The sequence below is a fragment of the Bryocella elongata genome, from assembly GCF_900108185.1.
GTDB classification, from domain to species: Bacteria; Acidobacteriota; Terriglobia; order Terriglobales; family Acidobacteriaceae; genus Granulicella; species Granulicella elongata.
Window position 1 is genome coordinate 1 of record NZ_FNVA01000013.1, and the last position, 22,553, is coordinate 22,553.

The 22,553-nt window shown below is 59.1% G+C and carries 14 protein-coding genes and 1 tRNA gene; 9 read left to right on the top strand and 6 right to left on the bottom strand.

Annotation, left to right across the window (positions count from 1 at the left end; all coding sequences use genetic code 11):
* The first annotated feature begins 360 nt into the window (after positions 1-360).
* The 5 genes from C4S68_RS22685 to C4S68_RS22705 all read left to right on the top strand — a co-directional run bounded on the left by C4S68_RS22685 (position 361) and on the right by C4S68_RS22705 (position 5,390).
* Complete coding sequence (locus tag C4S68_RS22685; RefSeq protein ID WP_103935414.1) at positions 361-1,953, top strand: ParB/RepB/Spo0J family partition protein; 1,593 nt, start codon at positions 361-363, stop codon at positions 1,951-1,953.
* Positions 1,954-2,291: 338 nt separating this feature from the next.
* Entirely contained in the window at positions 2,292-2,774 is a 483-nt protein-coding gene (locus tag C4S68_RS22690) for a hypothetical protein (protein ID WP_103935415.1), read from the top strand.
* 329 nt (positions 2,775-3,103) lie between these two features.
* On the top strand, positions 3,104-3,724 hold the full coding sequence (locus C4S68_RS22695; protein ID WP_103935416.1) for a hypothetical protein: 621 nt from the start codon (positions 3,104-3,106) through the stop codon (positions 3,722-3,724).
* Positions 3,725-4,035: 311 nt separating this feature from the next.
* A complete protein-coding gene (locus tag C4S68_RS23055) occupies positions 4,036-4,341 on the top strand; it encodes a single-stranded DNA-binding protein (RefSeq protein WP_160115295.1) in 306 nt (101 codons plus the stop codon).
* A 74-nt stretch (positions 4,342-4,415) separates the two neighbouring features.
* Positions 4,416-5,390 (top strand): hypothetical protein, encoded by a 975-nt coding sequence (locus C4S68_RS22705; protein ID WP_146072285.1) that lies wholly within the window; start codon positions 4,416-4,418, stop codon positions 5,388-5,390.
* 42 nt (positions 5,391-5,432) lie between these two features.
* Here C4S68_RS22705 and C4S68_RS22710 read toward each other — a convergent pair whose 3' ends face one another.
* From C4S68_RS22710 to C4S68_RS22730, 5 genes are all read right to left on the bottom strand, one after another.
* Positions 5,433-6,461 carry a Fic family protein gene (locus C4S68_RS22710; RefSeq protein WP_235011814.1) on the bottom strand — a complete coding sequence of 343 codons (1,029 nt, stop codon included), beginning with the start codon at positions 6,459-6,461 and terminating at the stop codon, positions 5,433-5,435.
* Positions 6,462-7,310: 849 nt separating this feature from the next.
* A complete protein-coding gene (locus tag C4S68_RS22715) occupies positions 7,311-10,694 on the bottom strand; it encodes a UvrD-helicase domain-containing protein (RefSeq protein WP_200821624.1) in 3,384 nt (1,127 codons plus the stop codon).
* Positions 10,695-10,705: 11 nt separating this feature from the next.
* Positions 10,706-13,174: a PD-(D/E)XK nuclease family protein gene (locus tag C4S68_RS22720; protein WP_200821625.1), complete on the bottom strand. Its 2,469-nt coding sequence runs from the start codon at positions 13,172-13,174 to the stop codon at positions 10,706-10,708.
* A gap of 272 nt (positions 13,175-13,446) precedes the next feature.
* On the bottom strand, positions 13,447-13,932 hold the full coding sequence (locus tag C4S68_RS22725; RefSeq protein WP_103935426.1) for a protein-tyrosine phosphatase family protein: 486 nt from the start codon (positions 13,930-13,932) through the stop codon (positions 13,447-13,449).
* Between the two features lie 1,099 nt (positions 13,933-15,031).
* Positions 15,032-15,604: a PEP-CTERM sorting domain-containing protein gene (locus C4S68_RS22730; RefSeq protein WP_103935420.1), complete on the bottom strand. Its 573-nt coding sequence runs from the start codon at positions 15,602-15,604 to the stop codon at positions 15,032-15,034.
* Between the two features lie 479 nt (positions 15,605-16,083).
* Here C4S68_RS22730 and C4S68_RS22735 point away from each other — a divergent pair, with 479 nt between their 5' ends.
* From C4S68_RS22735 to C4S68_RS22750, 4 genes are all read left to right on the top strand, one after another.
* Entirely contained in the window at positions 16,084-17,877 is a 1,794-nt protein-coding gene (locus tag C4S68_RS22735; RefSeq protein ID WP_103935421.1) for an amidohydrolase family protein, read from the top strand.
* A gap of 149 nt (positions 17,878-18,026) precedes the next feature.
* Entirely contained in the window at positions 18,027-19,220 is a 1,194-nt protein-coding gene (locus C4S68_RS22740) for an MFS transporter (protein ID WP_160115296.1), read from the top strand.
* 145 nt (positions 19,221-19,365) lie between these two features.
* Positions 19,366-20,565 (top strand): Gfo/Idh/MocA family protein, encoded by a 1,200-nt coding sequence (locus C4S68_RS22745; protein WP_235011815.1) that lies wholly within the window; start codon positions 19,366-19,368, stop codon positions 20,563-20,565.
* 443 nt (positions 20,566-21,008) lie between these two features.
* A tRNA-Glu gene (locus tag C4S68_RS22750) sits at positions 21,009-21,084 on the top strand.
* A gap of 64 nt (positions 21,085-21,148) precedes the next feature.
* Here C4S68_RS22750 and C4S68_RS22755 read toward each other — a convergent pair.
* The gene (locus C4S68_RS22755; protein ID WP_103935423.1) at positions 21,149-22,453 is read right to left on the bottom strand and encodes a tyrosine-type recombinase/integrase; all 1,305 of its coding nucleotides are present in this window, start codon (positions 22,451-22,453) and stop codon (positions 21,149-21,151) included.
* Positions 22,454-22,553: the final 100 nt, after the last annotated feature.

A 22,553-nucleotide genomic window follows, 5' to 3' on the forward strand; every position in this document is an offset into this window, starting at 1 on the left:
CTAGCCCAGCTTATGTGACGTTGGGCAACGCCAATCCCCAGCGTTCATAAGACCTCAGCGGCTGAACGTCACATAACTGCGAAGACAACATAATCGGCATTATGTTGTGCTCAACATAATGCCGATTACATCCACCTGTACCACGGCAACGCCGCACTGCTCACCGAGAGCCTTGAAGTAATCCAGAAAGCCGCAGCCGTCATCCTCTCCGCATTGGAGAACCCGGTAACGGAAGAGCCGACAACAGAGCCGGAAGCGGGAGGCCAGCCCCAAGACAACTAAGCCCCTCTCCATGGGCGGACGGCATGATGCCGTTCGCTCCAACGCCCCCGAACGCCCAACCGTACAAGGAGAACCACCATGAATCCCAACACCGCCACCGAATACCGCAACCTTCCCCTTAACGTCCTGATTCCATCCAAAACCAACCCGCGTCGCATCATCGAAGATGATTCGCTCAGAGAGCTTGCTGAGAGCATCAGCGTTCACGGAGTTCTTGAGCCTCTAATTGTCCGCCCTGTCACCGAGCGGGATTTTGAGGTTGTCGTCGGAGGGAGGCGTTTCGCCGCTTCAAAGAAGGCTGGCAAGAATGATGCACCGTGCAGCGTTCGCAACCTGACAGATGCCCAAGTGCTGGAGATTCAGCTAGTCGAAAATCTCCAGCGTCGGGATGTTCACCCGTTGGAAGAGGCGCATGGGTTTCATGCGCTCCTAAAGTTGGAGGAACCGAAGTACACCATCGAACAGATCGGGGCCAAGGTGGGCAAGGCACCTGCATACGTCGCCAGCCGCGCCCGATTGACGGAGCTTATCCCGGCAGTGGTCGAAGCGTTCTATGCCGAGGAGATCGGCGTTGGACACGCTCTGCTACTGGCGAAGCTCCAGCCAGCCCAACAGGAAGCTGCTCTCGCTAGCTGTTTTCGTGAGGATTGGGGAGGAGCGGCAGGGAAGGCCAAGCGCATCGTCCTTCCCGTCCGGCATCTCCAGTATTGGATAGAACACAACGTCCTCTTGCTCCTGAAACAAGCACCCTTCAACAAGCGGGATGCCCAACTGCTACCCGCCGCCGGAAGCTGCGTCGATTGCCCCAAGCGGACAGGACACAACAAGCTGCTTTTTGCAGATGTCAGCGGGAACGCAGATGCGTGTACCGATCCAACCTGCCATGCCGCGAAGTTGGAGGCGCACGTTCAGAAGCAGATTGCAGCCAAGCCGGAGATAGTGCAGATCAGCACTGCCTACGGCAAGACGCAGGATGGCAGCAAGATCATCACCCGCAGCAAGTACGTCGAGATCAAGTCGGAGAAGCCCGATACCCCGGAGAAGGCGAAGTGGCCGGAGTTCAAAACGTGCAGGTTCATCACCGAAGCCATCGTCTCCGAAGGCATCGACAAGGGCGAAGTGCGGAGGGTTTGCGCCGAGGCGGATTGCCCGATTCATCACCCCAAGAAGCAGTCCGCCAAGGCCGATGCCAGCTTCAAAGCGGAGCAGGACAAGAGCCGCAAGGAACAAGCACTGGCGAACGCCACCGGAATGCGCGTACTGCAAACCATCATCGCCGCCGTTCCAGTCCGATTGATGAAGCGAGATCTTCTCTTCATCGCCGAACAGATGCTCCCGTTGCTCGACGACAAGCGGCTGGAGATGGTCGCCCGGAACCGAGGCATCAGAGCGAAGGAAGGCGAGTCCGCAGCCAAGCTGCTATCCGCCTTCCTCCGCAAGGCCGAGGAAGGCATTGTCGGCAAGCTGATCGTCGAAGCCGTCATCCTGCTTTCGGCCAGCAAGCAAGCGGACGGAGGGAAGATTCTCCGCGCCGCAGCCCAGGCGTACAAGGTAGACCCCGATGCGATTGCCCTCAAGGTAAAGCATGAGTTCACAGCAAAGGAGAAGGCGAGGTCCGCTGCAAAGACCGAGCCGAAACCAGCACCGAAGGCATTGAAGAAGAGTGCCTAAGAACCGCAATACTCGAATGCGCCTGTCTTCGGACAGGCGCATCTTTTTTTGCCGGCCCGTCTTTCCCACCCTGAAGGTCGCTCTCTTAGGTGCGAGAGCGTCATGTTCTGCCCACCCGACGGGCTTGGAGGAGCGAGACACCGCGACCGAAGATTGTCTCCAGAGCTTCAGCATCATCCCACCGCGCTCGAAAACGGAGCATCCCTGGAGGACGTACAGCGCGCCGCCGGCCACCGCGAGACCGGCACCATCAAGCTTTACGACCGACGCGGATACAATCCAGAGAAGTCGGCAAGTTTCTTTGCGACCTACTGAGAAACCATGAAAGGCACACAAGGATGGACCTCACCCGCTTCACTCCACCGGAATTGCTTCTGCTCCATTCAAAGGTCGCGGATGAGCTTCGCGACCGCGGGATAACGCGCAGTTCCAACAACCCGACCGGCGACCTCGCGGAATATCTGTTCTGCAAAGCGTTTGGGTGGACGCAAGCGGGCAATTCGCAAGCCAACGTCGATGCTATAGGATCAGATGGCAAGCGCTTCCAGATTAAGGGCCGTCGCGTTACCCGCTTTAACAAGTCACGTCAGCTTTCCGCGATCCGCGATATGGCGGGAAGCCATTTTGATTATCTTGCCGGAATCCTCTTCAATGAAGATTACACCGTGCTGCGTGCCGCTTTGATTCCGCACGCCGTAGCCTTGGCAAAGGCCACGTATGTTGCCCATACGAACAGCCATCGCTTTCTCCTGCGCGACGACATCTGGAACGCGCCAGATGTTCGAGATGTCACTACACAGCTTCAATCCGTAGAGTTCTAGGCAGGTAGCGTTTCAGAAAAGAACAGGAGCCACAATGCCGCCAAGTGCTCAAGCAAGGATCAGAGACACAGTCGCTGTGGCTTCTACAACCAGATTCACGGGCGTCTCAAAGCTGATGGGACTCGGCATAAACCTACTGGCCCCGCTGAGGTAATCATTGTTAATCCAGCTAAGGACGCTTCGGACCGCATCAAGGGAGTCGCTGGCCCTGGGTTTTCTTGCCACCATATCAGCAAGAAGATTGAGAACTGGATTACCTAGCCTTCACAGTCCGACGACACCATCTATTAGTCTCACCCGAAACGTCCCCGAAACTGCAAAGGACAACTATGAACTCAATTCCCAGTTATGAATTCTGCGCCTTCGGATTCCTGAGCCAGTGGCTGGAGAGTGAGTTCGCTCTCCACGCGGCCATCAGCTCGGCCCCGACTGAAAGCGCAATCCGCAAGGCACTTGCGTATTTTCAGGTTGCGCGAACATTCAAAGGTCTGGATAGTCCGGGCAAGACTGCGCTTATCCTGCAGGCCCTGACCGACGTACGTAACGACCCAACGCTCACAATGCCACATGAAAAGGTAGAAGCGCTGGCCGGGCAATTCCAGATGTGCTTCCATCGGTTCAATCTATCGGCTGCATCGAAACTCCTTTGGCTCTCCTGCAAAGAGCCTTTCATCATCTACGACACCCGTGCGGTCAAGGCATTGTCTCGTCACTTTGGGCGTAAGTTTGCCGACTACAAAGAATACTCCGTTGCGTGGCGCGAAGAGTTTGCTCGCGCGCAGGGGTCGATCCGTGTAGCTTGTGAAACCCTCCCGAAGGGCCGCATATTCATGCGCTCATGCGAACCCACCGACCGAGAACTGCTGGATATGGCGAAGGAGACATGGTTCACAGAACGTGTCTTCGACGTGTTCCTATGGGAGGTTGGCGCTAAAAATACCGGCCTCTAACCCTCCGCCTTCACCTTGCAACTTCGACTGGCTTCTGAAAGCGTTAGCTTTTGAGTGTGGCGGTTTTGCATATCTCCTGTTTGCACGTTCACTCGGCCACCGCTTCGGTGCAGGAGCTGCGCCCTTCGGCTCTGCGTTCAGAACTCGCGTACCGCGCCCTTCGGGTTTCGGACTCCTCCCCCCTCGCAGGCTCCGGGTCCCTTTCCAAAAACTTCTTCTCTTGGCAACGCGGCGATGCCGCGACTTGGGAGCAGCGCACCTTTGCGCCCTTTGGGATGTGTCCCGATCGACCGGGCAAAAGGAGAAACCCCATGCAGACACAACAGACCATCACCCTCTTCGGCACCGTCAGCAACTCAGCCACCAGCCGCATCTCCAAGAACGGCCGCAAGTACACCGCCTTCGGAGTCGCCATCATCTCAGACCGCAATCTCCAGGCCTTTCACTACAACGTCGTTGCCTTCGGCAAGCAGGGCCACTTCGCCAAGCCTCTCCAGAAGGGAACTCGCATCAAGCTGGTCGTCCAGGCGCAGTCCCAGCCAGACAACATCGCCACCCTCCCACTCCTCACCGCAACCTTCGTGCGACCGGTTCGTCAGGTCGCACGGGCGAGCTAGATCGAGAACTGGGATTGCTCCATCGCTTTATGCTTCGCCTTGTCTTCGCTATAGTGGGAGTGCAGGGAGGATTCGTGGAATCACCTAAACCCGTTCTCATAGCCCTCTCAATCAAGAGCATTCAGACCGAGCCATATCTCGGTGCTAACGGACAAATGTGTAAGAGCGCGAACATCTGCGGCGAGTCGAAGGACAGGAATGTCTGTTTCAACGTAAAGACCGGCTTGCTGAATTCTGAATCGCTTAGAAGGTGCGAGCTACTTCAGCAGCATGGTTTTACGGTCGTTGAAGTTCCGAAAGACTGGCGGTACGGATACAACGGGCCGGGTGGTTGGCAGGAAGTTGTGATCCAGCAAGCGATGGAGCAAGTCGCAGCGATTTATGAAGAGACAGAGGGAGCTAGAGCGATGGGTGGTTACGACGCGGAACTCGCACAAGCGGTTTTAGTTGAACTCAATAAATCCTTTCCATATCCCACCACGGACGCTGAGTTGAAGCATTCATTGAACCCTGAGCCGAGCGATGATGCACTCTTGACCGCACTAGACGCATTGCTACTCGAAGACTTGGTAAGCGGTAAGTTTCTTCGCTCTGATCGAAAACTGGTTGCAATGGCGAACATCCAACTAACCGCCAACGGGCGGAAGCATTTGGTAGTTAAAGCGCAACAGACTTCGCCACCGAATGCCGTGATTCATGGGGATCAGATCATCAACTATGGACAGGCGGCAGCACTAGGACGTGGTGCAACCGGAACGATCAACTATCAACAGCAATGGGCTGAGATTGGAAGTCAAACGAATCTTCATGCACTGGCCGCTGAACTTGAGCAGGTAAGAACCCATCTACAGAAAACCGCATCCTCGCGCTCAGATTTTCAGCAACTCGGGCTGTTAGCGGAAGCCGAAGAACAAGCGGAAAAGCAGGACGGCGGCAAAGTGCTGGAGACGCTTTCAAAGGCTGGCAAAGGGCTGCTGGACTTCGCTAAAGAGGTTGGCAGTGACCTCGCCGCAAAGGTGATAGCGAAGTCAATGGGCCTTGAACCCTAACGATTAGTCGATCGGCTCGTCCGGTCGCACGGGTGTAGTTCATCAGGAAGACTTCGGCACAGCCGGCAAAGGCTCGCCCGCGAGACCCCTTCGCACCAGGCCACCAATGAAGTCGGCGAAGGGAACAATGTCTTCTCCGACACTCGCACGTTCGAGGGCGCTCATGTAAGCGTTGCGATCCCCAACCGGTATGACCGTCCAGGGGTATCCGCCCGATGCCAGCATCACGTTCATCAGGAAACGCCCAATGCGGCCGTTTCCGTCCATGTAGGGATGAATGTAGACGAAGAGGAAATGACCCAGTACGACCCTCACGGCGGGATGAGTTTCTTCGCGGAGGAGATCGAAAAACGCTGGCATGGCGTCCCGCACCGCATCGCGGTTGAGCGGGACGTGCATGGACTTCCGAATGTAGACCTGGCTGTTTCGATACCCGGCAAGGTCTGCGGGCTTCAAGATGCCGGATGCAACGCTCGGCGCGAAGAGTTCCCGATACCATGCCCCATGTTCGTCGTCCGCGACTTGGCCGGGATTATCGCCGCGCAGAACCTGTCCAACGCCTTGCTGCACGGCCTGGAACGCCAGCCAGTATCCACGCGCCGCCATCGCGTTCCGCTGCTCACGGTCGCCCTTATTCGTCTCAGGGTTCCATGAACCAGTGCGGACACGCTCAATCAAGTCTGCCGTTACCCGATAGCCTTCGATGGACAGCGAGTGGTAAGCGTCGGTGACATAGGTTTCGTTGACACGCTTCAAGTAGGCCGCGATATTGGGCTGGGTCCCCGGTGCTTTGGGGAATCGCTCAATAATCGGCTCTCGCATCTTTAGCCAAAGCAGTCGTATTCGGTTTACATATGGGGATGTTTCACGGGTGCGGAGAACCAGATTCGGCCTATCGGTGAATGGGTCGTTTTCTCGAACAGCATAACCGGCAGCAGTCATCGTCTTCACAATGTCATCCGCGATGCGATCACGCCCGATGTTGCGGAAGGCCCCGGCCAGACGCCCCGCGATGATGGTGTGCCCTCCCGCCAGCAGTCGAGCCAGGAGCCCAGGGGCATCGCGGATCATCAACAGGACAGCCCGAACGTCCGTCGAGTTGTGGGTAAAGAAGTTGGGAGAGCACTCGATCAGGGCGGACTCCAGCGAGAAGACCTGCAGGCCGTCTACAACCTGCCGATCAGCAGCTACGGGCAGGGAGGAGCGAAGATCGAGGAGGGAAGTGCCATGCGGGAGCTTTGTGACGGCATTCCGGGCCTTCGATGCACGCACCATCAGTTGGCGCGGCACTGTCCAACTACCGGCATGGAGCGACAACGACTGTTCGGGGGAGAGGCACCATTCGGTTCCGAAACGCTCTCGGAGGTAGACCGCGCAGAACCGCCAGTATGAAGCGTACCAAGCCGTGCTCTCGCCCGTTGCATCGTCCGGGCGGCTCGGAATGAGCCAGCCCTTGAGAACCTGCTGGAGAAAGCCCTGAGCGAGCAGCCGCTCCCTGTGTGTGCGAGACAGAATCCTTGCACGAATCGCTACGTCACCGTCTGCTCTCTGGAGTTTGGCAAGGGCCTCCAAGGACTGCGCAAGTTTCTCAGACGGTGTGGCCATGTTGCTCCCTTAGCTTTTTCCGCTGCACGAAATTTATCTTTTCCTGTTGTACTAATTTTATCCTATTCTGTCGAGACTGGAGGCGGGGGAGGCCGTATTACCAACAGGCTAAAGCCCCCCAAGTCTCGTTGAGTGTATCCGGTTTTCTTCGGCCGGCTTCGGTTTCGCTTCGGGCGGGACGATCATGCCGACGCGGTGCAGGGCTACTCGTCACGCCAAAAATCTGCTTCAAGAAACTCATTCTTCGGTGCCCGATTCGATCCTAACCGAGAGCCCAGCAGATCGGGCCCAGCCATCGGCTAGGATTAGTGATTTTTAGGTGTGCGGCATCCGCGTTACTGCGATGACGGTTCCAGGCGTAACCAGGACAATCAGCCCGTGCTCGACGGCTGTCATTTCGAGATAAGCGCCAACTTGTGCACAATAGCGCTCGATCATTTCGGCGGATGGGGCAATGTCGCTTTTCCAATCCACTACAACCTGTGGCGCACCGTCTGGACTAAACGCGATAGCGTCTGCAATACCTACTGTTGCATCTTCCTGTTGTTCCGTCACGACCGACGCGTAGACCGGAAACTCCGGCATCAAGCTTGGACGTAGCGCCGCGATCTCCGGAAGGGCTAGCGCTCGCATAACAGTGCTAGCGAGTTCCGCCGGCGCGATTCCCTGGGCAGGATCGTCGACGACAGGACGATTCAACGCACAGATCAGAGTAACGGCGCGGGCACGGAGCGCCTTCTCGGTTTCTCCGGTTTCTCCGGTTAGAACTTCCTCTATCAGCTTGTGCAGCAAGAGGCCACGCTCGCGGCCCCCCTGAACATTGAGCGGCGGGTTTTCTTCGGCGGCGTCTCCTTCGCGATTAGCTAGCAGGATGTCCGGTCCCTCCCGTTCCAGCACCGGTCCAGCCTCTAACTCATCCCTGCTTGGCGCGAGCCATACGATGCGTCGTTGCCGCGCAGCGATTGCCGCAGCTTCGGCGGCGAAGATCTCGCGGGTCTGGCCGTTTTCTAGCGCGGCCGCGCCAGTACCGCTGTCGGCAGCAAAATGGCTGACATCAAGTCTGGGAAGGTCAGGAAGGGAGAGGTCGAGAAGCGAGATCCAGGCGGAGCTTCTGGCGGCGACGTCCAATCTAGGCAGGACGAGCAGCTCTCGCGCGCGAGTCGCAGCCACGTACCAGAGACGGATCCGCTCGCGGTCGAGTTCGGTTTTTTCGGCATCGCGCGCGGTTTCATAGCCGTTTGGCTTGACGCCGAAGACGGGACAATAGAAGTGTCCGCTAGTGCGATCAGTGACGGCGTTCTCCGGTACCATGATCTGCGTCATAGTATTGATGGGCACGACGATCGGCCATTCCAAGCCTTTGGCGGCGTGCATAGTGTAAAGCGCCACAGCCTCTTCCTCGGCGTCCGGGCGGCCCTCAATGGCGCGTGTTTCGTCGGTCCAGGCTGCGGTCATCATTTCGGCGAAGGCGCGTAAGCCGCGCACTGCAAAGGAGCGGCTAAGAGACAGGTAGAGATCGACATTGGAGAGCGCACGTTCCGCTTGCCCGCGATGGCGCTCTAGGAGGATCGGGCGCATCCGCAGTACGTCGACGGCTTGCGATAGGAGGTCATATGGCGTAGTGGAGTTGATCCGGCGACGCAACGCCTGTAGCCTACCAATTACGTCGCGAACAAGGGGATGACTTAAATGCCCGGAATCAATGCCAAGATCGAGCCGCGGCAGAGCGTCGGGCATAGTCTCTGAGCGCGGCAACGCCCAGACGATATCAAGCAACTCCTCTTCGCTTAGACCAACGAGTGGGCCACGTAGCAGTGCGCCGAGTGCGAGCGTGTCCCTTTGGTCCGCCAGGACGCGGGTAATTGCAATGAGATCTTGAATCTCTTGACGGCGGAACAGACCTTTCCCGGCTTGGGTTGAGACCGGAATGCCACGTCGCTCCAGCGCCTCTTCATAGCGCCACAGATCACTTCCCGTGGGTGCCAACAGGGCGATATCGCCGGGCCGGCATGGTCGGCGCTCGCTGGTTCTTCGATCAAAGATCGCATCGCTGCCAATGAGGCGTGCGCACATATCGGCGATGGCTTCAGCTTCGCCGTCCCGCCTCTGCTCTGCCGATGCGTTGCCATTCTCGTCGGCGACTGCAACGTCAAGGGCAGCAACACACAAACCCTCATCGCGCTCGGGATGAAAAGCGTCCAAGGGGGTGAAGCCTGGCTGACCGTTCTCGACCGAGAGAAGGGTTCCGAAACGCTCGTTCACGTACTTCAAGATTGGCGCACATGAGCGGAAGTTGGTAGAGATTGGCAGCACGCTTTCGGGGGCCTGGCTTAGGAAGGCCTCGCGCGCCTGCATATAAGCTGCGACATCAGCGCCGCGAAAGCGATAGATCGCCTGTTTGGGATCGCCCACCAGGAACAGCGCGCCCGGCCGAATGCAGAACGCCGTCCAGTCGGCGCCACCCACTCCGGGCGGCGGCTCGCCACAAAGACGCCAGAAGATTTCGGTCTGAAGCAGGTCGGTGTCTTGAAACTCGTCGACGAGGACATACGAAAACCGGGCGGCAAGCGCGTGGCGTACGGCTTCGTGGTCGCGCAGCAGATCGCGGGCGGAGAAGATCAGATCATCGAAGTCAAGAAGCGCTGCAGATCGCTTGTAGTCCCGGAACCGGTCCATTACCGGTTGCACGAGGCGTACGAGGTCAGCCAGAACGCGCGCCGCAACCGCCTGCAACAGCCTTGTCCATGTTTCGCAGGAATTTGCATTGCAAGTCTCGGCTGCGGCATTCAGCCGGTCGCCATCTGCCTTCGAGAGACCCACTCGCTTCGCAGCTTCGCCCCATTTCCCCTTTTTCTTATAGACACGAAAGCTCCCGGTAGCCGTGCAAAGATCAGGGTGCGGACGCGCGATCAACAGCCGGACGAGATCAACTGGTGCTTCGGCGGTGAGAGCAAAAGCGACGTCCTCAGCCATCTCGGAGAAACGCGCAGCCATCGCGGCAGTTTCCGGTTCATCGGCGGTGGCATCCCTCACGAAGGCGGAGAAATTATCGGCCGCCTGCCGAAAGGCGCTCACCAGCGGCCCCAAGGCACTCGGCTCGTCGACGGTCATCACGCGTCGTCCGCGGAGATGACGCAGGATGGTATGAATAAGATCGACGGTTTCGCCCGGCTCACGGATCACCATCTCGGCGAGGAGACTGCCGCCGTCGCCCGCCAGTTCCTCACGAAGCCAGTTCTCGGTCGTCTCGACAAAAGCGAGATCGCATTGGTTGCGATCCATCACCGCAGCCCCGGGATCGATATTGGCTTCTACTGGGTAAGGCTTAATCAGGCGTTGGCAGAAGCCATGAATTGTTGAACAGGTGATTTCGTCGATCGTTTCGCTGGCGACCGCGAGGTTCCACCGATGCCGATCGGCGAGGCCGTTGGGCAAAGCAACATGCAACTCGGCTGGGATGCGACCGGCGTTGAGTTCACCGACAAACTCACGCACTCGAATTATGAGTTCGCTGGCCGCGAGCTCGGTGAAGGTCACCGCCGCGATCGTTTTAGGGGCTATGCCTTCAGACAACATTAAGGCGACGCGACCGGCCATGATCGCGGTTTTTCCCGAGCCGGCGCCGGCCTCGACCAGGAAGGCCCGATCATGAACCGCCATAGCATCGCGGCGGAAAGCGTCATCGGCGAGCGATTTCATCGGCGCGGACATCATTGAGCCGCCCAGACTTGCGCCGTGGCTCCGAGACGCGCGGTTGCCGCGCCGATTTTGCGTTTGCAGTAAGCGGCATTCGCGTTGGCCGGCAGTGCGAACGCGAAGTCATCATAAGGCCCTCCCGTGTCGATCCCGATCACACCTCCGCCGGAGAGAAGGTTCGCTCTGGCTTCACGCAGGTACGTGGCAACTTCGATGAGGGTAGCTTCCGGATCGGCGAGTCTTAAATCGAGCCCGTCCCGAAGATAGAGAAGTGAGGCGCTGATCTCGACATCATTGCCGAGCATCGCCTTGACCGCAAAGGCGTAGAGGCAGCGCTGCAGCTCCTTGCCGCCGTCGAGGACGATGCTGTCCTTGGGCTTACGTCCCGTCTTGTAATCCCGCACCAAAGCGCGCCGACCGCCGCCGCCGATATCCAGTCGGTCGATGGAGCCTTTGATCCGGAACCCCGCACCGGGAATCTCGACGCTTACCGTCGGGTCCCAGGGCAGCGTGACGTCTGCCTTGGCCTGTTCACCGCCGAACGGGACTTCGCTATAGGAACGTGCGCCAGGCAGCACTTCATCGCCAAACGCGAGTGCGCAGCGACTCAGCTCCCGCGCATTGTCCAGCGTGCGTACCCAAATGACGCTCGGCGGTATAGCGCGCTTCATCTCCCAATCACGGGCGACATCAACGGCGGCGAGGTCCACCGCCGCTGAAATCTGCTCAGAAGTGGCGGTGGTGAGCCCGCCCGCCAACTCTAAGGTGTTCAGCGCCCGATCAAGGGTCAAATGGACGAGATCCCCAATCGCGAGGGCGTCGAGCACCAACGGTTCATTACCGCTCTCAGGCGCCCGCCAGTGGAGGCCGTATTGCCAGACAAATCCAAGGGGATTACGCAGGAGTTGCCGCAGTGAACTCGCTGATTGAGTGCGGCCGAGGATGGCGTGCATCACCGGATGATCTGCGCGGACCAACCCGTCGTGTGGGGTGATTTCCGAGCGCATCCAGTCGCGCCAGGAGGCGGAGGCCGAGAGCGCCTGAGGCAGGCCGCGAAACTCCTGCGGTCGTCCCATCAGACGATCGGTTTCGCTGAAGGCATGATTAGGCACAGCATTGCGCCGCAGATAGGTTTCCATCGGCTCTCCCTGTAGCAGCGTGCTGCGGCCAAGGAGGCGTCCGTCGGTATCGCGCCGAGCGCGCGAAAGAACAACCTGCCGTTCGGTGGTGGCGAGAATCGTCGCGAAATCTCGACGGTCCGCAGCACCAACTGGAAGGGGATCGAGTTCTGCGGTGGGAATGATGTGGTCAGAAAGCAGGCGATCTTCGGATATTCCTCGAGGCCAGCGTGAGGAATTGAGGCCGAGCAGCCGAACAAAGCGACGTGGTGAAGCCGCAAGTGAACTCGCCGGCATCCAGACGAGCGAGACGCAGGCATCTAGTCCGTCATCCTGTCTCAACGTCTCCAAAGTGAGGTCGAGGGAAGCAGCCGGACCGGTGAGCAAAGCCTTACGCCATATCGCCAATGCCCGACCGTGCAGCAGCGCCTCACCGATTGCCTCAGCCGCCTGCGCACCTTGGACCAGCAGCGCCACAATGTCCCGCAAAGTTGCTCCATGATCGACTGCATCCGGCCAATCGGTGGCTGTTGTACGACCAATGAGCCGCGCCCAGGATTCGGCAGATGCCAGGGGGGCATCGGCCGGCAGGATGCGCGTCCAGCCTTCCGGTAGCGCCTGGAACGGCCCAGGATAGGCGCTCAAGAGTGCCGACAACCGGCGCATCCGCGTCTGCGACAACCCGCGTAGCAGAATGTCTGCTAGTGCCGCTGCCGATTGCCCTTCCCGGCACGCCGTGATTTTCACGCCATGAACGAAATGGAGATCGATATTGGCGTCGGCTCGCAATGTCAGAAAGTGGTCGTCGTACTCTGCCGGCGCGACGGAGGCGATGGCGATGTCGCTTGGTTCAGCCTCCTCCGATGCCATCAACTCTCGCGCCCACCGAAGGGCTTCGATAGCTTCGTGAAAAGCAGTGGCTGCACTGACGGTGGCAATTGTCGGCGCTTGCGGTTCTGTGCGAACAATCTCTATTCGCTGGCCATCGAGCCAATCAGGAACGGACCGCGGACCGGCGATCCACCTCACCTGAATGCGCTCAGCCAGCGCATGGAGCAAGGGACGCCAGCACGGCGACAACTCGGTGATGCCAACAATCTCAATTGGCCCGAACAGCGTCTCGGCATGGTCGAGCCGCTGCAAAGCCGCCTCGACAAGGTCGGTGGGACGTAGCATGGCGGCTGGCATGGCGTTCAGAATAGCCTTTTCGAGGGCGGCGATCGACGCCAAGCGGGGATGCTCTGCGGCGCGTGCCTGAAGATCGACCCCCGCGCGCCAGGCCTTGTGTAGCGTATCGACGGCGGCCCCCACCATACCGGGGAGTGCTCTCAGGGCATCGAGCTCGCCGAGTTCCGTCTCCGGCAAGCACGTCTGGACTATAGATCGTAGGGTCTCCTCAGCGACTGGCTGGGAAAGTCCCCCAGCCAGTCGCGCTGCGAGTTGCTCAAAGTTCATGATCTGGGTGCCGTGGTGCCGCTCCCGTGCAGCGGCGAGGCGGATCTCGCGCATCGCGAGTCGGCCGTGCGCGATGACTGTATGCCGTAACCGCTGTGTCACGCGCCCCCCAAGCTCCATCTGCCACATTCTTGTTCGCGACCGAGCCCCTACGGATCGACGGCTATCTGGACTGATCGGTATCAGCGAAGCAAGAGCCAGCGGCGCCGTAAGAAGCCAGATGTGCCGCCCGCTGGTGCAAACGGTGGATAGATGCCAGAGAACGTCACGCGCGCATCCTCGAACGATAGTGGTAGAACATCCGTGTGTGTTCCCATATACAGCATAGCAATCGCGGGCGATCTTGAATGACCCTGGTTGCAGTGAACGAAGACCTGCTGCCCTCGCGCGAGAGCAGCATGGATCTCCGAAATCGCAGTGTCCATAATCTCATCCGGGATATACGCAGGATCGGCAGCATCCACAAGATTCAGGATGAGCCGGTTGTCCCGCTTGGCAATCAGATATTCCGGGTGGTCTTTGGATACCGCTCGGCCCGTGTAGCCGAGTGCTTGACGATGATACGGTTCCTTGCAGGCCTGGATCACCAGCCACGATCCGAATTCGTTGCGACCCATCTCGTAGTCATCCTGCGAACCTACGAACAAATTGGGATAGACCTGAATCACGCAGGGCAACCTCTTTCATGACCGGAGAGATCTACGGCCGGGGACACTGACGGCTCCGAATACTCATTGTCCTTCACAAGAATATTAGCAATCATAAATGCCGACCTCGTCATTACCTCTGGGGCGTCTCTGGCCGGAAACGGCTGGTAGCGTTTTCGCACAACAAGTGCATACTGGTTGATTCCGTCATCCAAGCCAACAGACGCTATGGGAAGAGCGGCCAAACTGCTCTCATCTCGCAATGGTTACAAAAATGGTTACAATGACGAAAAAGATGGCCAGCCGGTTAGGGCTGGCCATCTCGTAAGTCCTTTACTTTCACATTGGTGCGAAGGACGGGACTTGAACCCCGCTATCCGGGTTGACGCGCTAGACTGCAAGCTAGCGCGTTGTCGAGTGCAACGCATAAACTCGCCATCGCTATTAGCGCCTTGCTGGAGAAACGCTAATAGCGGTCCGCTCTATTAGCGCCGCCGATGATCAAGATCAGATGTTTGCGACTGAATCACGATGGGGTAGGGAGTTCGCATTCCCCAACGGAGGACTGAAACTGAGCCTCAAAAAGTGTGGGTAGTTTTGTGGGTACCCTGCCTCAAAAAGGTGGGTAATAACGGGTAATACCCACAGTCCGGCAACTTCTAAGAAGTGCCGTAAGTCTATTTCTATGAGCAGTATAGAGCGCCAATGAGCAACCCTGAAAAGAGGGAATCCCTAACTGTTAACCGAAGGGTTGTAGGTTCGAGTCCTACCTCAGGAGCCATAATTATCAAGCACTTACAGGTGAGAATTCCCATGACCGAGTTGGTCATGATCTTCAGGATGGCAAGTTAGCCGGGTGTTCCGGGCGCGCTGGCCTGATTCGCTGCCTGCGCAGTCGCGTGCCGGCTCTTATTTGCTGACTTTGAGCGTACTCCGTCGAATCCCAAGTTCGTATCCTTCGCGGTCCGCAGTGATTTCCAATCTATGCTGGCCGGCTTTGAGCGGTGGCACGCGTCAATAATCCGCACTGGCATTCCGTGCTGGGATTCCGAAAAGCGATGGCTCCCATGCTCGATGAAGCAGCACGAGAGCCATAAAGTCCTTCAGGCGACGGAAATGACTAGGCGAAGAACTTACGGCGCGCCAGGGTAGACATACCGACGAGGCCGGTGCCCAGGAGCAACAAGCCACCGGGCTCAGGAGTCGCAGCGTTGGCACTTACGTCGAAGCCGAACGTGGAAGAGCCAGTGATGCCCGAGTTGCCGGACGAATCGGTGCTGTCAAAGCTGAAGGTGGCAGGCGTGGCAGAGTAGCCAGTCAAGGTCAGGATGCCGGTGCCGGAGATATCGAGAAAATTCGCGTTATCCAGCGAGACCGTGACGGGCCCTGTAATGGTGAAGGTTGCGGCAGACGTTCCGATCGTGAACACCAGGACGTCAGGACTGGAGAACGTGAAGACCGAGGAATTGATTGTGGCGGGGTTGGTTGCCGGGGAAGTGCCAAGGACCGTTCCCAGGCTTCCAGTCGCGTCGCGAGCGGTGGCTGCCGTGTTGGCAAATGAGACGAGGTTGGCGTTCCATTGATCGTTGCCGCCGGTGACGCCAACGGTTCCGGTGATGGGTGTGGCGGAGGCCGCCGACGAGAGGCTGAAAGCCGTAGCGACTGCAAAGATTCCTAGTACTAACTTTTTCAAGAGGTACTCCTGTGTGTCCGTGAGGGCCGGGTTTTTACGTTAGGACACGGCGGGTGAGTTGCGGCTGACCCTGCAGGTATGGTCGAACTCATGCAGCGTTAGGGCGTACGGGGGCGTTGAATTCCTGTTTGACTTTGTCGAGACAGATCGACTGTCCATTCACTGCCAAGACGGTTTCCGCGCTCGTTTGTAAGGACCGAATTCACCATAGCTCTTTCGTTGTATTGAGTTCTGAGCAAGATTGATCACCGCGGCGACGTGTGAAGGGGATGCGTCTCTTGGGATTCCGTGAGACGCAAGGATGTTCTTTTCGCAGATCACCCGGTTTCGCAATGGCGGCGCCGGGGATGGATCGCTTCTGTCCTGCGTTAGACTGGCATCTCAGCCACACCATGAGTTCAGGGGTACGACGAGCGCGACTCCGGCGCTGGGTGGGGGCATTTCATCTTCAGGGGAGCTTCATGGAGCAAGGTCGTTGGATGTTGGCACGCGCGAGCCGTTATGCCGTAGTGTCGGGGCTGTTTGCCGGAGCGCTGGCTTTTGCTGCGGGTAAGCCCACCGCCGGGACCGGCGTTGCGATTGTCGATGCCACGGTGTTTGACGCGACGGGCGCGGCTCCTGCGGTGGAGACGGTGCTCATCGAGAATGGACGGATCACGGCGGTCGGAGCACACCTCAGGATCCCGGCAGGTTATACGGTGGTCGAAGCCAAAGGGGAAGCGTTGCTGCCTGGATTCTTCGATCTCCACACGCACTGGACTGCAGGTGAGCCAGGCACAACGCCGCTGATTGCAAACGCGGACCTCGCCGCGGGCGTGACGACCGTCGCGGACTTCAACGCATCACCCGAGTCCTTTGAGGCGCGACGCGCGTGGCTGGCATCGATCAATGCGCCGCACGTCAACCTCTGCGGACGGTTGAGCACGCCGGGGGGCCATGGAGCCGACTGGGCGGACACGGCGACGACGAAGTGGGTGGTGACGCCCGCTGGCGCCAAGGCAGGCATTGACGCGATCTTTCCGTATGAACCGAACTGCTTTGGCGAAGTGATGACCGATGGCTGGCGTTACGGCACCGCTCCCGACAACACGAGCATGAACGAGGATGCTCTTGCCGCGCTGGTGGCAGAGGCGCACACGCGGCATCTTCCTGTGTTGACGCACACGGTCACAGTCACAAAGGGGAAAGAAGCTGGCGAAGCGCATGTTGACGTGATCGACCATGCGCTGCAGGATCGCGACATCGACGACGCAACCATTGCCGCGATCAAGCAGGGCGGCAGCTTCTTCGCGCCCACGCTTGCGGTGTATGAGCCGACGAAGCCGGGCCATCACAGCACGTTTCCCCCGACGGATCCGCGTTATCAGCAGTCGATGCGGAAGTGGGAGTTCGCTCAGCACAACACCAAGCGGCTCTATGACGCTGGCGTTCCGATTGCGCTGGGAACAGATGCGGGCATGCCGGGCACGCCGCATGGCAAAGCGACGCTGCGCGAGATGGAGCTGCTGGTCCAGGCCGGTTTACCGGCGGACGCGGCGTTGATTGCGGGCACGGCCAACAGTGCGCGTGTGATGGGAGAGCTGGAAGATCGTGGAACCATCGAGGTGGGGAAGCGAGCTGATCTGGTGCTCATCAAGGGAACCCCGTGGGAGCACATTGAGGATGTCGAGAAGACAGATCGTGTGTTTGTCGATGGCCGGGTGCTTGCAGGGCCCGGCGCTCCGCCCGCGAACCTCGATGTGCCGATGCCCACGGTGAAGGTTGCGGCATTGATTGACGATTTTGAGCGGGCAGATGGGCGCTCGAACCTCAACACACTGGTGGTGACGAATCCCGATGGCGGACTTGATCGCAGCACGGAGATGATCCAGGTGCTACCCCGCGAAAGCGGTGGTCACGCACTGCTGATGACGGCATCGATGTCGGCGAAGGAGAAGCCCACGGCGAGCGTGATCTTCCCCCTGACCAGGGGCTCGATTGCTCCGGCAGATCTTCGCGGCTATCACGGTGTCCGGCTCGAGCTGCGCGGCGATGGACCGTACGAGCTTCGCGCAAACGGCATCAACGGAGCCTGGGCAGCCGGTATCGATGGAGCTGGTTCGTGGAAGACGGTCGAGATCCCGTTCTCCTCGCTCCACCACATCGGACGTGCGCGCGAGGGGGCGACGTTAACGACGTGGACAGGTGACGACATCACTGAGATTGAACTGATCGCTGAGCGTCCTGCCGGTACGAAGACCTGGCTTGAGCTGGACAACGTGACGTTGTATTAGAGCCCATGACGGTAGACCGCGGCGCGCTATGGCGGGTTGTTCCCGTTAGAATGCGTGGCTGAGGCGAGATGTTGATCCACAAGCACGCGACATCGCGAGGAGTAGCAGGGAATCCACCCACTGCGGCCAGCCCGATCGCTACCAGTGCGATGGCTTGGATCTGTGTGTCGTTCCTGCTGTGGGGATTGCTGCGGTCGCTGAACGACCTCCTGGTGAATGCGTTCCGCACGGGACTCACGCTGCACTTTGCAACGGCGATGCTGCTGCACACGGCGTTCTTCCTGGCGTATGTCATCACCTGCATTCCTGCTGGAAGAATGATCGAGCGCTACGGTCATCGCTGGGGTCTGGGGCTGGCGGTGATCGTGCTGACGCTCGGGGCGGCTCTATGCGCCATTGCTGTGGTGCACAATTCGTTCAATGGATGCTTCCCTGGAGTCTTTGCGATTGGTGTGGGCGTGGCGGCGTTGCAGACCGCAGGGAACTCCGCTGTGAGCACCTTCGGCGCGGCGAGTGATACCGCTCGCCGTCTGCTCTTCGCTCAGAGCTTCCAGGCGCTGGGCGCGATGACCAGCCCATTGCTATTTGCACGGCTGCCGCGGTGGTTTACAGGAGTCGGAGCGAGAAGCGATCCCCCGCGCCTCATCCCTTTGTATGCACTATCCTTCGTGATCGGTGTCTTGCTGCTCCTTTCTGTGCGACGTGCGATTCCTTTGCATCCGGTCATGCTTCGCCGAAGCGAAGGAAGCTGGACGAGCCTGTTGACGCGTCGCAGGGTCGTGGTGGGATTCGTCATCTCCTTCGCCTTTATCGGAGTCGAAGCGACAGTGCTGGCTCATGCCGTGCCGTTGCTGCTGGCGAGCTCCCGCCGCATCTGGCTGGAGCCCACCGACGTTCTGGCTGTGTACTGGGGGGCAGTCCTCACGGGACGTGTACTTTCCGTGCGTCTGTTGCGGTCGGTTCCGCTGATGACATTGCTGCGGCTGGCTGGAGTCGTGGGGCTCACGCTGGTGGTCGCATCGGTCCTGCTGCGGGCTTCAGTCGGGGGAGCCCTGGTGCTCGCGACGGGGCTCTGCAATGCGGTGGTCTTTCCTGCTGCGTATGCGTTCGCCGTGGAGACGGCATCTCCGATGGAGGGGCCGATGATCTCGGCCATCTTCTCCACGGCGCTGTGTGGTGGGGCGATCTTCCCGCTGGTGGCTGGCCTGCTGGTCGACCGCAGCAACGTCAGCGCCATGCTCGTCGTTCCGGCCGTGGTGTACCTGGGGATCGCCTGCTTTGCGGGGCGCGCCCTGGGAGGGAGAGTGCCTGAAGCTACGGCACCGGCGATCGCCGTGCATTAGGTATCCGACAGAGTTTCCCCTGTTTCGTTTGCCAGCCAAACACAAGCTTCAATAGAGTGGAAGCCAACTCCTGTGCCGCATCTCAGGCGTTGTGATGGCAGGGAGTTTTCACGCGCTTTCTATTGCGCAAGCCAGGAGCTACATCGTGACATCCCGTTCCTCAGACCGCCGTTCCTTCCTCAAGACCATGGGCTCGGCCAGCGCCTTCTCGATGATGCCCGCCGCGGCTCTTGCGCACGGCTTTGAGGGCCGTCCCATCGCACATGAGGTTGCCTTGCCGGCGGCGCAGGACCTGGCCGCGCCGAAGTACACCATCAACTTCGCGGTCGCAGGCATGAGCCACGATCACATCTACGGCATGGTGGGCGCGATTGAGCGCGGTGGCGGCAAGCTGGTCGCGATCCAGAGCGACGAACCCGCAAAGCTCGCGATGTTCTCCAAACGCTATCCGAGCGTCAAGGTTGTGAAGACCGAGGACGAGATCCTGAATGACAAGTCGATTCAGCTGGTCTTGAGTTCCAAGATTGCGAGCGAGCGTGCTCCGCTCGGCGTCCGCGCGATGCGCGCGGGCAAGGACTTTCTCTCCGATAAGCCTGGCGCGACCACGCTGGAGCAGCTTGCGGAGATTCGCAAGACGATTGCCGCGACCGGCCGCATCTACGCGATCCTCTGCAGCGAGCGTCTTGAGGTGAAGGCTGCAGTCAAGGCCGGCGAGCTGGTCAAGGCCGGAGCGATCGGCAAGGTGATTCAGACGATCAACATCGCACCGCATCAGATCATCCAGCACAGCGGCGATGCAGGCGGCGGCGTGCCGCGTCCCGACTGGTTCTGGAATCCGGACCAGTACGGCGGGATCCTTTGCGATATCGGATCGCACCAGGTAGACCAGTTTCTGTACTACACCGGCTCTACGGAGGCCGAGGTCGTTGAGTCGCAGATCGCAAATGTGGCGCATCCGGAGCACCCACGTTTTCAGGACTTCGGTGATATGGTCCTGCGCGGCAACAAGGGATGCGGCTATGTGCGGCTCGACTGGTTTACGCCAGATGGCCTTGGCACCTGGGGCGACGGGCGCCTGTTCATCCTAGGCACGCAGGGTTATATCGAGCTTCGCAAGTACACCAACGTCGCGGTCAGCCACACCGGCAACAACCTGTTTCTGGTGGATGCCAAGGAAGCTCGCTACATGGACTGCAACAGCCTGACGTTGCCGTTCGGCCCGCAGTTTGTTGCGGACGTGGTGAACCGGACGCACATTGCCCAGGATCAGACCCAGTGCCTGCTTGCTGCCGAGCTTGTGATTCGCGCTCAGAAGCAGGCAAAGCTGATCCACCTGCAGGCATAACGTCGCAGACGAAGCGAGGATCATCTTGCCGATGGAGCGCCACGTGCACTTCTCACCGGAATCTCTCGGTGGTCGCGACTGTCGTCACCGCGTTCAACGCGGGACCTCAGTTGCCTGCTCTGGTTGAGCTCCTCAGAAGTGCGGGCTTCGCGCCATCGTCGTATTGGATGACGGGAGCGTATCGCATCCAGTCGAGTGACTGAAATGTATCTGCATGGGAATTGTTCCTCGCAGTTCCGGCTGGCACAGGGATTTGCGCGTATCTTTCGCGTCGTCGCCATCTTCGCGGTGCGCGGGTTGTGGCGCGGACCTGCGATGCTGGGGGAGGCCTGGGGCGTCAATCGAACACGTAGGATGCAAATTCGAGCGTCCCCTTTGATTCCTTCGCGAGAGCCTAGTAGACTAGTTCAAGTGCCTTCCGCGTCCTGCGGCTGGCAGTCAGCGTCCCCGTCGTCCAGTGGCCTAGGACACCGCCCTTTCACGGCGGTAACACGGGTTCGAATCCCGTCGGGGACGCCAAACATTCCAAAAGACTTAGCGAAAAATACCCCAAAACGCCGGGGACCCATCGGGGACCCTCAGGTTAGGCACCCAGAGCTGCGGACTGGACCGCCTCCGTGCGCATCATCACGACGACCTTCCGCTGTGCCTCTCGCTTGGCCGGCATTTGAGCCTGGGCATAGATGTCCAGCGTGACCTTCGCCGATCCGTGCCGCAGCAGTTCCTGCACCACCTTGACGCCCTCGCGATTGGTCTGCAGGAGCGTCGAGTAGGTGCGGCGGAACGTATGCCAACTCACCTGCTTGTTGATGCCGAGTTCCTTCACTACGGGTTGAATGTGGTACCGCATGACGGTAGACAGCCAAATCGGCTGTTTTCCGCGCTTCTTTCCCGCACGATTGCTCGTTGTCGCGAACACGAAATCTTCGGGCTTTCGGAACGGCGTCACCTGATACCAGGCCATCAGGTCCTTTGCCGTATGCTCATCCAGAGGGATTCGCTTCTGCGATGCCTCGGTCTTGCAACGGCCGACGACCTGATCGACGATTGATCGCTGGACATTTGCATCCAGCGTATCGAAATCGAAGTCCATCCACTTGAGTCCGGCCAACTCCCCTCTGCGCAGGCCGCTGGCCATGTCCAGAAAAAGGAGTACCCGTTCGCGGAGATCCAGCTTGGCGACGATCTTCTGGATCTCCTCGACTTCGAGGATGTCCGGTACCCGCTCCCGCTTGGAACTCTGGCGAACGCCGGAGCCCTTCACGGGGCCGCAGATGGGATTGAACTCAAGAAGGCCCCATCGGATTGCGTGGTTGTAGAGAACGCTCATTAGGTTCCGAATCTTAGCCTTCGTCCCCGGCGCAAGTCGCTTCATGTCGCTCGCCTTCACTTTTGGACGAAGGGCCTGATTTTTACTGCGTCGAGGTTTGCAGCGCAGATCGCGGAGCCAACCTTCGACCATCGGAGCCTTGATCTCGTCAATCCGTGTCTTGCCCCACCTTGGTTCAATCCAGGCGTTGAGTGTCGACTCATAGCGGTCGCGCGTGGAATACGCGCGGCCGTCCTCACCAAGATCGGCAAGTTCTCTTTCCCGAAAGTGTGCGACGAGTTGTGACATGGTGACCGTGTTGCTGAGTTCGTTTCTCTTTCCTGAGTTGATGGCCAGCCGGAACCAAGTCGCAGCTCTTTCCGCTGCTGCTTTGTTCTTGTACTGGTCAAGTGTGCCAATTCGTTTCTTTCGACGAATGCGCTCTCCGTCCGCTTGCATCTCATACCAGCGAAAGAACCATACAGCATCTCCGCTGCCATTCTTGGACAGAACTACGCATCCGTTTTGGTATCGCGTCGTCGTCAAAACGACCCCCTTTCGGTGACGCGCGAGAGCCATCGGAACTAGGGTGTATCGACATATTCACTTTTGCAAGTTGTTTTGATTTGTTGCGATGAGTGGATGGGAGTTTTGCGTTACGAGTTGAGCGAGTCTCAGT